The sequence below is a fragment of the Sporomusa sp. GT1 genome (genome assembly GCF_014634905.1).
GTDB lineage: Bacteria > Bacillota > Negativicutes > Sporomusales > Sporomusaceae > Sporomusa > Sporomusa sphaeroides.
Genome location: NZ_BMBX01000015.1, coordinates 1 through 12931, shown reverse-complemented (window position 1 = coordinate 12931; position 12931 = coordinate 1). Strand labels below are relative to the sequence as shown.

Annotated in this window: 12 protein-coding genes and 1 tRNA gene; 11 read left to right on the top strand and 2 right to left on the bottom strand. The window is 45.8% G+C overall.

All coding sequences use genetic code 11. The annotated features are described in order from the left end of the window. Positions 1 to 4 precede the first annotated feature (4 nt). Complete coding sequence (locus tag GT1_RS15420; RefSeq protein WP_188399468.1) at positions 5 to 1336, top strand: MFS transporter; 1332 nt, start codon at positions 5 to 7, stop codon at positions 1334 to 1336. 212 nt (positions 1337 to 1548) lie between these two features. Here the strand turns inward: GT1_RS15420 and GT1_RS15415 are convergent, their stop codons facing one another. Next, positions 1549 to 3468 carry a sigma 54-interacting transcriptional regulator gene (locus GT1_RS15415; RefSeq protein WP_188399467.1) on the bottom strand — a complete coding sequence of 640 codons (1920 nt, stop codon included), beginning with the start codon at positions 3466 to 3468 and terminating at the stop codon, positions 1549 to 1551. Between the two features lie 574 nt (positions 3469 to 4042). Between GT1_RS15415 and GT1_RS15410 the strand changes: the two genes are divergently transcribed. The 10 genes from GT1_RS15410 to GT1_RS15365 all read left to right on the top strand — a co-directional run bounded on the left by GT1_RS15410 (position 4043) and on the right by GT1_RS15365 (position 11878). Next, the gene (locus tag GT1_RS15410) at positions 4043 to 5353 is read left to right on the top strand and encodes an MFS transporter (RefSeq protein ID WP_223226295.1); all 1311 of its coding nucleotides are present in this window, start codon (positions 4043 to 4045) and stop codon (positions 5351 to 5353) included. A 34-nt stretch (positions 5354 to 5387) separates the two neighbouring features. Continuing rightward, positions 5388 to 6596, top strand: a complete 1209-nt coding sequence (locus tag GT1_RS15405) for a CaiB/BaiF CoA-transferase family protein (protein ID WP_223226294.1) — start codon at positions 5388 to 5390, stop codon at positions 6594 to 6596. A 50-nt stretch (positions 6597 to 6646) separates the two neighbouring features. Beyond that, positions 6647 to 7549 (top strand): hydroxymethylglutaryl-CoA lyase, encoded by a 903-nt coding sequence (locus tag GT1_RS15400; protein WP_223226293.1) that lies wholly within the window; start codon positions 6647 to 6649, stop codon positions 7547 to 7549. 109 nt (positions 7550 to 7658) lie between these two features. Next, a complete protein-coding gene (locus GT1_RS15395; protein WP_075757259.1) occupies positions 7659 to 7877 on the top strand; it encodes a ferredoxin family protein in 219 nt (72 codons plus the stop codon). Positions 7878 to 8027: 150 nt separating this feature from the next. Next, entirely contained in the window at positions 8028 to 9074 is a 1047-nt protein-coding gene (locus GT1_RS15390; protein ID WP_223226292.1) for a 3-methyl-2-oxobutanoate dehydrogenase subunit VorB, read from the top strand. Position 9075: 1 nt separating this feature from the next. After that, positions 9076 to 9825: a thiamine pyrophosphate-dependent enzyme gene (locus GT1_RS15385; RefSeq protein ID WP_188399466.1), complete on the top strand. Its 750-nt coding sequence runs from the start codon at positions 9076 to 9078 to the stop codon at positions 9823 to 9825. Beyond that, the gene (locus GT1_RS15380; protein WP_075757262.1) at positions 9825 to 10376 is read left to right on the top strand and encodes a 2-oxoacid:acceptor oxidoreductase family protein; all 552 of its coding nucleotides are present in this window, start codon (positions 9825 to 9827) and stop codon (positions 10374 to 10376) included. The genes GT1_RS15385 and GT1_RS15380 overlap by 1 nt, the downstream gene beginning before the upstream one ends. A 106-nt stretch (positions 10377 to 10482) precedes the next feature. After that, entirely contained in the window at positions 10483 to 11202 is a 720-nt protein-coding gene (locus GT1_RS15375; RefSeq protein WP_188399465.1) for a hypothetical protein, read from the top strand. Between the two features lie 109 nt (positions 11203 to 11311). Continuing rightward, positions 11312 to 11698 (top strand): zinc ribbon domain-containing protein, encoded by a 387-nt coding sequence (locus GT1_RS15370; protein ID WP_223226291.1) that lies wholly within the window; start codon positions 11312 to 11314, stop codon positions 11696 to 11698. Between the two features lie 105 nt (positions 11699 to 11803). Further along, a tRNA-Arg gene (locus tag GT1_RS15365) sits at positions 11804 to 11878 on the top strand. 765 nt (positions 11879 to 12643) lie between these two features. Here GT1_RS15365 and GT1_RS15360 read toward each other — a convergent pair. Further along, the gene (locus GT1_RS15360) at positions 12644 to 12847 is read right to left on the bottom strand and encodes a DUF5652 family protein (RefSeq protein ID WP_188399464.1); all 204 of its coding nucleotides are present in this window, start codon (positions 12845 to 12847) and stop codon (positions 12644 to 12646) included. Positions 12848 to 12931 lie beyond the last annotated feature (84 nt).

Here is a 12931-nt window from a genome sequence, read left to right as displayed (position 1 = left end):
TGGTATGGATATAATACATCGGTTGGAGCGGATTCCGGTTAGTCGCTTTCATTATAAGCTGCTGGTTTTGACCGGATTAGGCTGGCTGTTTGACGCTATGGACACAGGCATTATTGCTTTTGTGCTGCCTGTATTGGCAAAGGAGTGGGGATTATCTGCCACGCAAATGGGTTTTATCGGCAGTATGGGGCTGTTGGGAATGGCAGTCGGTGCGGTACTTGCCGGTTCGGCGGCCGATCGGTTTGGGCGCAAAACGGTATTTTCGGTTACTTTGGTTGTTTATAGTGTAGCTACCGGCTTGTGCGGACTGGCCTGGAATTATGAATCTTTACTTTTTTTTAGATTTCTGGTAGGTTTTGGTCTGGGGGGAGAACTGCCGGTAGCGGCAACACTCATGGCCGAATATTCGCCGCCTGCCAGCCGGGGGCGGTTCATTGTCTTATTGGAAAGCTTCTGGGCGGCCGGCTGGTTGGCAGCAGCACTCATCTCTTACTTTATTATTCCCCGGTACGGCTGGCAGATGGCCTTTTTCATTGGTGCGCTGCCGGCGCTGTATGTGTTTTTTATCAGATTGGCCATGCCTGAATCCATTCGCTTCCTCATGGATAAGGGACGCCAGCAGGAGGCTCTGGCGATTGTCGGCAAAATAGAACAGTCGGCAGGGGTTGCGCCAGCTGTACAGCCTGCAGCTATGTCTAACACCACTGTAGAATCTGCCGGCACTAAGGTGGTATTTAAGGAACTATGGACTCCCCGGTTTGCCAAACGCACAATTATGCTCTGGATCATCTGGTTTGGCATTGTTTACTCCTATTATGGTATTTTTACCTGGCTGCCGTCGCTGATGGTTCAGCAGGGGCATACGGTAATTAAGACTTTTGAATATGTATTAATTATGACGGTGGCGCAATTGCCCGGTTATTTTAGTGCGGCTTACCTGGTTGACCGTATCGGCCGGAAAGCAACTCTGGCGATCTATTTGGCGATGAGTGCGGTCAGCGCTTATTTCTTCGGTCAAGGCGGCAGTGCGGAAGTCGTGCTTCTCTGGGGCAGCCTGATGTCGTTCTTCAATCTCGGCGCCTGGGGTGTCGTCTATACGTATACCCCGGAACTGTATCCCACCCGGATACGGGCCTTTGGCTCAGGCTGGGCGGCGGCAGTCGGCCGGTTCGGCGGGATATTGGCACCGACTATTGTCGGTTACATGATTGCCGGCCAGCAGGGAATGGAACAAGTATTTACCATGTTCACCGGTGTCATGCTGGCTGTGGCGATTGCCGTATGGCTGTTTGGTGAGGAGACCAAAGGCCGGACGCTGGATGAAATCAGCAGTTAAGTCCTATAGAAGGACAAAACGATAGTAAAGCCATGCTCCACCTTATTGGCAAGAAATCAGAGGAAAGAACTGTCGAACCATCCACCCAATAGCACGAATACCCGGCCTTATAGGCCGGGTATTTTTATCTTAACAGAAAGCATAAGTTTCGTCGATTTGCTGGAAGACTTTTTTGTTTAGCGGCTAAGGTATTATCACCGGCTATAATTGACCTATAGCGTCGGCAGAGAATCCGATAGCTGGCTTTCACGGATTTTTTTCAGCTTGCGGGTGAGGGTTGATCTCCCTATTCCCAGATGATTGGCTGCTTCTTGTAAGGTCTTGTGTTCAGCGACGGCTTTCAGAATTAACTCGTGTTCAAGATCTTGTATTTGAGGGCGGATTTGGGATTTGTCATCTTCAGCAGAAGTAGCTATTGCCCTCAATATATTTGGTGCCACCAAGCGGAGAAAGTCTTTAACATCCTCTTCTGCTACAAAGGATTCCACAAAAAAAGATAACCGCTGGATGGTATTGTGTAATTCACGGATATTACCAGGCCATGTATATTTTTCAAAGTACGGTAGTATTTTCTCAATTATCGGTCGCAATTGCTGCTTGTTTTCTTCGGGGAGAAAGTGCTCGCATAAATGCTTGATATCTTCACGGCGTTCAGCCAGTGTCGGCAGTTCAAGCCAAAGTACATTCAGCCGGTAAAAAAGATCTTCCCTGATAATATTCTTTTGCAGTAAGTCTTCAGCGCTTTTATTGGAGGCTGCTATTACGCGGATATTTATGGGAATGATCGATTCTCCGCCAATTCGTAATACCTCACGTTCTTGCAGCACCCGCAGCAGTCGTGCTTGCACTTCGATCGGAAGAGCATCAATTTCGTCGAGAAATATGGTTCCGCCATGTGCCAGCTCAAACAAGCCGTGTTTGCCCTTGCGGCGGGCTCCGGTAAAGGCACCTTCTTCATACCCGAATAACTCACTTTCCAGGAGGGTAGGGGGTAAGGCGCCGCAATTAATAGCTACAAAAGGATTTTGGGCACGTTCGCTGGCGTTATGAATACTCTGGGCAAAAAGCTCTTTGCCTGTTCCTGAAGCTCCATAAAGCATTATGGATAAGGGTGATTGGGCAAAGTTTCTCGCTATTTTCTTTTTTACCTCCAATATTTTCGATATGCCGATAATATCTGAGAACGTTGCTTTGGCTTTGAATTGGCTCTGGGAGGTTAACTCTTTACGGATTTTGTGCTCAGCTTGTACCACTTTCGAAGACTCCATAAAAGTGGCAACAGCACCAACAATTTTTGCACCGTATTTTACCGGGACGCGGTTAGTAAGTATGCGGGTATTGTTGGTATCCTGCAGTTCGCCTGCTTCCGCTTGCCCTGTATGAAGGACATGGTCAAGTCTGGAATTCGGAACAATGTCTGCTATGTTTTTACCAATTGCTGCTGCGGCGCGAATATTCAGGGTCTTTTCTGCTGACTTGTTAAATATTTCAATTGCGCCACAGGCGTCAACGGCAATAATTCCGTCATAGGTTGCGTTCAGGATAGCTTCCAGGCGGCGTGATTTTCTCATCTCTTCCCTTCGCAGTGAAGTTAGTTTCTCAGCTTCGAGAAAGGCTGAGTGCAATGTTGCGCGATTGGTTTTTAGAAAAACATTGGGCAAGCCAAATTTTTGGGCATAGGCAACAGAAGGCCCTCCCCCAACGACACAGTAATTTCCGGAAGCAAGGGAAGCAATTTGCTGTTCCAGCGTTTTTAAATCAGTAATGATAACTTCTGTAATAGAAATGTCTAATACCTTTTCCATGAGCGGCAACCCTATATACCGCTCTCCATATGATGTTATCGCAATATTTTTACGAAATTGCCTGGCTTCATTTAGTGCATCTAAAATTTCATAAGGTCCGGTATTGACAGGGATGACGGGGATGGGAAATTTTTCAGCCAGGAATTTGGCTGTTCCGCCACGGCTCATAAGTATATCAATTGGCGGGCCGCTCAAGTTTTCAATGATTTTACTGGCTTGGTCCAGCCACCCTTCATAGAACTCTACCGTTAGTCCCAGCTCTTTCGCCACTGACTGTGCCATAGCAGATAATTCTTTATAAGAAGATATGAAAATAATACGGTTCACACAGACACCCTCTTTCCGGCGATGAGTTATAATAACTTTTCATCTAGAATACCGTTTATGTGCATTAGGATCATTATATCATTACAAATAATTAAAGCATTTTTCATGCCAACAATGGCAGATAAAGTCTTGTTTAGAAAGACTTTATGATTTTACTTATCAATCGCTGGGGTTTGGATGCCAGAAAATTAATACTATACAAAATTATGTTTAAAAGCTAAGTCAGGCTCAAGCTCATGCGTGGGCCTTGACTATAGAAGAGAGGCTCATAAATGAGCTTCTCTTCTCGTTGTTTTTGGCACAAAAAAGCCTAAAACAGGCTGTTGGTGAGTTGGCATGATTCTTGCTTAATTATGAGATAGCTGCAGCTTATCCGATGACTAACTTGCTCTAAGACTCCCATCTTTCCACGTGGGAGTAAGAGCGACTAACCTCAGATGGGGTTAAAACCCCACCTGAAGCTAAGTCTACTTTATGGAGCATGGGTAGAGAGGAGTGACAAATGTAAAGTAGGACATACTGCAAGGTACTGCAACTTATTTGTACTGCTAGATTAAAAAATGGAGGTTTCGAAATGAAGGAGAAAAAAAGTGGGTACCGCTGGGTTGTCATGGCATTGCTTTTTATACTCTATACGGTAGCAAATGCTGACAGGGCAAATATTGGTTTTGCTTTGCCTTATCTCCGTAAAGAGTTTGCTATGACTAATACTGAGGCGGGAGCTATCATCAGCTTGTTTTTTGCAGGGTATGCGCTTATGCAGATTCCTTCAGGTTTTTTGGTTAAAAAATTTGGTATGCGGACAATGTTTTCGGTAGGTATGTTATTCACCTCCCTGTTTACAGGGATGATCGGCATGGCAAATTCTGCTTTTGCGCTTAAAGCGTTACGCATAGGGGTGGGAGTAGCCGAAGCACCGGTGGCGATTGCCTGTACAACTGCGATTAATAATTGGTTTCCAGCTAAGGAAAAAGGTACAGCATCAGGTATTTTTCTTGCCGGATCCAAAGTTGGTCCTCTGATTGTGCCGCCGCTTTGTGCCTGGATTATTTCAGTTTGGGGTTGGCGGGAAATTTTTTATGTATTTATGGTGCCTGGATTGTTATTATCTATTGTATGGTATTTAATGGTAACGAATAAACCGGCTGACAGTAGGTTTGTTTCAGCGGCTGAGGCCGAATATATAGCCGATACTTCGGTAGCGCAAAAAGAAGAGAAAAAGCGTGAATACAAGCTCTGGTGGGTAGATAAGCTTGTTCGTGCCAAGAAGGTCAATCTTCTTACAAATTCGTCGCAGGTATTTAAATGCTGGGACATCTATGGGGCTGCTATTGGTTATTTCTTTATGGTGGGAATTGTAAGTGTGCTGATGTCCTGGCTGCCAACTTATCTGGTTACAGTAAAGCAGTTTGCGATTATGAAAACGGCTTTCGTTTCATCAGCGCCTTTTGCCGGGACTGTGGCAGGCAATTTTGTCGGCGGCTGGGTTTCGGATAACATTTTAAACAAGCGTCGTAAACCGATGATGATGGTCACCGCTCTGTCGACAACAATCATGATGTATTCACTGATCAATGCGCCTGCTGATGCCACCCTGCTGGCAATATTGCTGTTCGCAACAGGATTCTTGCTTGCTTTGGGCTATTCAGCCTTTATGGCCTATCCGATGGGACGTGTAAATAAAGAAAGCTATCCGGTTGCTTTTAGTATTGTCAATACTGGCGGCCAATTGGGCGGAGCAGGAGCGCCGCTATTTGTCGGCATGATTTTAGATAAATTTAATTGGGATGCAGTATTTTTGGCTTTAGCAATTGGTTCATTCATCTGTTTGGCTGTTGTTGCAACCATTATTGAGCCTGTTGAAGATCCGGTAGCACGGACCTAGAACATAAAATTTATACACATCAGGGGGAAAACGTATGTTAGCAAATGCAATGACACCCGGTGCCCTGGAAGGGGTAACGGTACTGGATTTGACAAGAGTTTTGGCAGGACCTTACAGCACGATGCTGTTGGCTGATATGGGAGCAAATGTTATCAAGATTGAAGAGCCTGTCAAGGGTGATGACACCCGCCATTTTGGCCCGTTTAAAAATGAAGAAAGCATTTACTACATTACCAATAACCGTAACAAAAGAGGTATTACCTTAAACCTAAAAGATCCAAAAGCAAAAGAAATGTTTAAAGAGATGGTAAAAAAGGCTGATATTGTTACAGAAAACTATCGGCCAGGCACTATGGAAAAGCTGGGGCTTGGTTATGATGTGCTGAAGGAAATCAATCCTGGGATTATCTATGCTTGTATCTCCGGTTTTGGTCATTATGGCCGCTATAAGGAGCGCCCGGGTTATGACATTATCGCTCAAGCCATGAGTGGATTAATGAGCACTACCGGTTGGCCAGGCGGACCTCCCACACGCACCGGCACAGCAACCGGCGATGTATTAGGCGGGTTGTTTATGGCGATTGGGGTATTGGGAGCCCTGAACTATCGTCAAAGAACAGGTATCGGCCAAAAGGTTGATGTGGCACTGGTAGATGCCGGGGTATCTGCTATGGGCAATGTCAATATGTTGTATTTGGCTGACGGTTATCTTCCCCAAAGGATCGGTAATCGCTATGAATCAACCTATCCGTATGACTCCTTTGAGTGTGCCGACGGCAGTTGTGTTATTGGCGCGGCAAACGACAAGTTCTGGCAAATACTGTGCGGAGTTATTGAAAAACCGGAAATTGCAGAATTACCCCAGTTCCTGCGTATCCGGGACCGTTTGAAAAACCATGTTGCAGTTAAAGAGCAGATTGAAAATTGGACAAGGACCAAGCCGACTAACGAGGTTGTGGAGGCTTGCCTGGCAGCCGGAATACCGGCCGCACCGGTATATGACATTAGTCAAGTGGCAGTAGATCCGCATATTGCGATCGACCGGGAAATGTTTGTTGAGCAAGAGCATCCTAAAGCAGGAACAGTTAAAGTTACAGGAACCCCGTTTAAACTGTCGGCTACTCCTGCGACCGTCAGAACTATTGCACCAGATCTTGGTCAAGACAATATCGAAGTTTACAAGGAACTTTTGAATTTAGATGAACAGCAGCTGGCTGAATTAAAAACAAACGGTGTAATTTAGCGTTTTGTGAAGTGGTTATTGATAAGAGACAGATGAAAGAGGCGATCATTTTGAAGCTCCCGCAAGAGGTTGAAATCATTGAGGTCTGTCCGCGAGACGGATTCCAAAATATAAAAACACCCATTCCGGCTGAGACCAAAATAGAGATTATTGATAAATTAGTAGGTTGCGGTTTTAAATGGATTGAGGCAACATCTTTTGTTCATCCCAAAGCGATACCACAAATGGCAGATGCCGCTCAAGTGTTACAGACTGTCAAAGAAAAACATGCAGGCAAGGTTAGTTTTATTGCCCTTGCCCCCAATTTATTCGGCGCACAACGGGCAATAGAAGCCGGTGCTGACGCAATTACCTTCGTTATTTCGGCCAGTGAGAAACACAACCTGGAAAACACCAAGCAAACTATCAAGCAATCGGTTGCCGCATTAACTGAAGTTTGTAAAATCAAAGGCGATTGCAAGGTGCGTCTGGCAGTGGCGACCGCATTTGACTGCCCTTTTGCCGGCAAGGTAGAACCAGGGCAGGTTATCAGTCTGATTGAAGCAGGATTGGCTGCCGGAGCCGACGATATTGTGCTGGCAGATACGATCGGTACGGCGACTCCTTTGCAAATGGAAGCCTTGCTGAAGCCGCTAACGCAAAAGTACTCACAGCTTTCGTTTATTTTGCATATACACGATACGCAAGGCATGGGACTTGCAAATGTTGTCACTGCACTCAGTCTTGGCGTGACACGGTTTGAAACAGCGGCATTTGGCCTGGGGGGATGCCCGTTTGCGCCGGGAGCAGCTGGCAACATTGCTACCGAGGACTTGGTTAATATGCTGCATAAGATGGATATTGCCACCGGGCTAAATTATGAAAAAATCTTGCAGGTTGCTCACTGCATTCAAGAAAAATTAAGGATTCCACCGATGGGACATCTGGCTAGAATTGCCGCTTGTCAAGGGTAAGGTCCTGTCGTTATTGATAATACAGACTTTAGCTTCAGGCGGGGCTTCAACCTCGTCTGAAGCCAAGTCGCCGGATAAATAGCTGTTTTTATTAAGAGAGGAGATAATTATGCCTAGACCTGTGTTTAACACCGAAAAATGCAAAGCCTGTGAAATGTGTATTCAGGCTTGCCCCAAGAAACTGCTGGAGCTTAGCGATAGTTACAACAAGAAGGGCTATTGTACTGTACGCTGTAATGACGACGATGCCTGTATCGGTTGTATGTTATGTGCCAGAATGTGTCCTGACGCTGTAATCGAAATTTATCCGATGGCTAACTCGCTCTAAGACTCCCGCTTCCATAAGCGGGGGTTAAGAGCGAGTAAGCCCCTGGATAATTCCGACTAGGATTCAGATGGGGTTAAAACCCTATCTGAATCAAGTCTCCATTTATAAATAAAACATATAGGAGTTGACATAAATGAGTGAAAAATCCTTTTGAAGGGTAATGAGGCTATCTGCGAAGCTGCAATTCTTGCAGGCTGCCGGTATTACTTCGGGTATCCGATAACACCGCAAAGTGAGATTCCTGAAGTTATGGCCAAAAAACTGCCGACAGTTGGCGGCGTATATTTGCAGGCCGAAAGTGAAATTTCAGCAATCAACATGCTCTACGGAGCGGCAGCAGTCGGGGTACGGGCGATGACCTCCTCCTCAAGTCCGGGTTTCAGTTTAAAACAGGAAGGCATTTCCTATATTGCCGCAGCCAGTTTGCCTTGCCTATTGGTGAATGTTCAGCGCGGCGGCCCCGGGCTTGGCACAATTCAACCAGGTCAAGCCGATTACTTCCAGGCAACCAAAGGCGGCGGCCATGGCGACTATCGTTTGCTCGTTTTAGCTCCTAATAGTGTCCAGGAAATCTTTGACCTTACGGTTGAAGGGTTTGATTTGGCCGATAAATACCGGATTCCGGTACTTATTCTGGCAGACGGCGCATTGGGACAAATGATGGAAGCCGTTTCTACAGAAGTAAAACCCGCGCTGCAAGTGGAAAAGCCCTGGGCTATTACTGGCCGTAACGGTAGAAAAGACACTAATGTTATCAACACCTTGTCATTTGATAACGATGCATCAGAGCAAACCAACCGGGATTTGCAGGCAAAATATGCTGCCGTCAAACAGCAGGAAACTCGCTGTGAAGAGTTTTATACAGATGATGCTGAACTGGTGCTTGTAGCCTATGGTATTACCTCACGGATTGCCAAGTCGGCTGTAGACAAGGCCCGTGCGCAGGGATATAAAGTTGGACTGGTAAGACCCATTACTCTTTGGCCGTTCCCTTCGGTTGAGCTTCTGCAGGTAGCTCAAACAGCAAAAGCCTTTTTGGTGACTGAACTTAGTACCGGGCAGATGATTGAAGATGTTGAACTGGCTATACGATGCCAGAAACCCGTGCATTTCTATGGTCGTACAGGCGGCAATATGCCAACCACCGATGAACTGTATCAGGAAATACTGAAGATTGTCGCTGAAGGAGGAAAGTAGGATGCAGGAGAAACTGTTTGCCATTACTAAAGGTCTAAAAGACACACCAACCCATTATTGTCCTGGCTGTCATCACGGCATTGTTCACAGGCTGATTGCGGAAGTAATTGAGGAACTGGATGTTCTGGAAAAGACAATACTGGTTGATCCGGTAGGGTGCTCTGTTCTTGCCCATAACTATTTTAATTTTGACGCCATTCAAGCTGCGCATGGGCGGGCGCCGGCTGTGGCTACCGCGGTTAAACGGGTGAAGCCTGAGGCGGTGGTATTTACCTATCAGGGAGATGGTGACCTGGCAGCCATTGGCTGTGCGGAGATCGTTCATGCTGCCATGCGTGGTGAAAATTTTACCGCAATATTTATCAATAATGCTATTTATGGTATGACCGGCGGACAGATGGCTCCCACGACGCTTGTGGGTCAGGTTACGGCAACTTCACCTTATGGGCGCAAGCAAGAGTTGACCGGTAAACCGATGAGGGTATCGGAAATGCTGGCCACACTGGAAGCACCACAGTATATCGCGCGGGTTGCGGTAAACACACCGGCAAATGTTAACAAAGCCAAAGCGGCAATCAAAGAAGCTTTTACCAGACAAATTCGTGGTGAAGGATTTTCCTTTGTAGAAGTGTTGTCTACTTGTCCGACGAACTGGGGGATGAGTCCGCTCAAATCAAATAAATTTGTTGAAGAAAGCATGATGCCCTACTACCCCCTGGGAGTTTTTAAGAATTCGGAGGGAAAACAATAATGACACATGAAATAATTTGTGCTGGCTTTGGCGGGCAGGGAGTATTACTCATTGGACGTCTGGTAACTTATGCAGGTATGCTGGCTGACAAGCAAGTATCCTGGATGCCTGCCTATGGTCCGGAAATGCGCGGCGGCACTGCATCCTGTTCGGTGATTATTTCAGATGCTGAAGTTGCCTCCCCGGTTGTATCGCAGCCAACGGTTTTGGTTGCAATGAATCAGCCTTCGCTGGAAAAATTTGAGCCAACCGTTCAAGCCGGCGGAGTGGTAATAATCAATAAATCCCTGATTGAGGTTTCCGCTTCACGGGATGATGTAACCGCTTATTGCGTGCCGCTAAACGAACTTGCCCTGGAAGTCGGCAATGCCCGCTATGCCAATATGGTTGCCTTAGGGGCATTGATTGGTGCGACAGACATGGTTCCCCTTGAAGAAGTCAGAAAGACGCTTGCTAAAAATTTTGCCAAGAAACCGGAAGTGGTTGAACCTAACATGCAGGCAGTTATGCGCGGCGTACAGTTTGTACATGACAGCAAAAATTCCAAGTAGTTTAAAATATAGCAATTAATAAGTTGCTGTGCAATAGTTATAGGCAGGAAAACATGACTCAGACTGTTTCCCTGCCTATATTAATAAGATAAGGTGGTGAACCCGGATGGAAGATAGAAGTGACAAGAGTATATTTTATAACAGTGGTCCTAAAGTAAAGATATTTCTTGGCGAGTATGGCAGCGGGAAAACGGAGCTTGCAATAAATTATGCGGTAAAAATAAAGAAGCTGGGCTACAAGACAGCACTTGTTGATATGGATATTGCAAAGCCCTACTTCCATAGCCGTGAGCATAGGGCCTTACTGGAACAGCGGGGAGTAGAGGTTATAGCAGCAGATCAAAGGCTAACCAACGCGGAGCTGCCTGTACTTCCTCAGGATTTAAATAAAGTATTTTGTCAGAAGGATTACCGGGTGGTAATGGATGTTGGCGGAGGAGATTCTGCCATCGTACTGGGACAATTTTTTGAGAAGATTGCAGATAGCCCATATCAGGCTATGCTGGTGATAAACGCATTACGTCCTTTTACCAGTACAGTTGAAGGCGTAGTGGAAGTATATCAGCGGATTGAAAATGCATGCGGACTTAAAATATCCAGTCTAATCAGCAACACCAATCTGGGTATTGACACAGCCCATCATCATATTCAACAGGGTATTGAGTTAACAGAGGCTGTGTCGAAACGCTTAAGGCTGCCCATTCATTCGGTAGTGGTACCCGAATGTCTGTGGCGGTGGCAAGGTAACAAGATACGAACAGAACATAACATTTTCCTGTTACATCCGTATACACAATATCCCTGGCAAACAGGACCCACAGTGTAACAATAGCGGCTTGCGCTTTGCTGTAAACCTGGTGCAAGCCGTGTTTTCTTTACCCCCTGGCTGGGACATGCTATAATTGTACATATGCCGGTTAAGGGGGAACTGTTTTATGATGACATTAAGTTTGTTAATTGGTGCAATTGCTGCCTATTGGGTATATAATGACGCCAGAGGCCGCGGCCATGATTTGACTACCGCTCTGTTATGGTCTGTCGGCACCTTAGCGGCGCTGTATATATTTTTACCGCTGTACCTGCTGCTTGGCAGAAAACAGCCGGTACCGCCCAAACGGATTGAAGAAGTGATCGATGTTGAGGCAGTGCCGGTGGAAGAAACCATCAAATGTCCCATGTGCGCCCGCCGGGTAAAAGACGATTTTAAAATGTGTCCGTATTGCGGTTTTTCATTAAAGCCTGCTTGCACTTCGTGCGGCCAGGAGCTTAACCGTGAATGGCGGGTATGCCCTTATTGCCAGACTCCTGCTGATACTAAGTGATCAGTAGTGGCTGTAAAAAAATGCAAGAAAAAAATATAATAAATAGATTGGACAGAGTGCCATTGGGTGTGTTATAATCTTATTCGTGGCTGAAGTCACGATAACGCGCCCGTAGCTCAGGGGATAGAGCACCGGCCTCCGGAGCCGGGAGCGCAGGTTCGATTCCTGCCGGGCGCACCATAAGGAAATTAAGCACTTGTGAGTTAATTACAAGTGCTTTTTTCATGCCTTGGGGAACAAACTGGGGAACTATATTTACAAGTTACATAGTTTTCTGTGGTTTTTTATATAAAATCGCCGTAAACTAGTCTGCTCTATTTACTGTTTCAATAATTTTTGTGGGGTAGGTTGAGCATGAACTGTATCAGAGAAGCAGAGAATTTAGCGAAAATCAATTATGCTTGTTAAATTAGTTCTAAATGGGTTATAATGTGAATAGAAACAAATGAACGCCCCTGGTGCAAACAGGGACGTTCGGGAATAGGGAGGCTACTTGAGCCAGACAGTGATTGCAACCGGTTTAAGCAAGATTACCGTTAGGGCGATAATCAACCAGACAATCACTCGTGGAGAAATCCACATAGGAAATCACCTCCTTATTCAGTTTAGGACGGGCCGTGAACCCGTCCTTTACACATTATACCATAACCGTCCTTTGGGACGGTTTTTGTTTTGCCTTTTTACAGGAGATACATTTTCTCTTCCGAAATATGTAAAAATGGTAGAGGAGATGATGTTATAGATAGAGAAAATGTACTTGTCAGGGCTTCCGGATCCGGGAGTGCAGGTTCGATTCCTGCCGGGCGCACCTAAGGAAAAAAGCCTTCTCAGATTTACTGAGAGGGCTTTTTTCGTGCCTGGGGCTTAATTTGGAGCCTTAATAAGTGCAAAAGGCAAGGTACATGAGGGGTATCCGGGTATGCCCTATGCCGGGTACGCAGGATATTAACGTTTCCTTTTCGAAAAGAAGACAAGATAGATAATTTCCAGCACGCCAATAGTGTTAATAATGAATAGTGCAATAAACCAACCTAATTGACTATTACGGGCGGCATGCCAAGTGGCTATAGCCTTCCAGGTTATACTCCATACAGTAATTACAGCAAGCAGCCAGGGGTTATATTGGAGTGTGGACAATATACTATCCATAAAAAATCTCCTCGTATTATAAAGTAGTAGTTATTAACGCCCCTCTTCAAGGGCAATGTGCTACACTGTAAGGGATACTGTGGA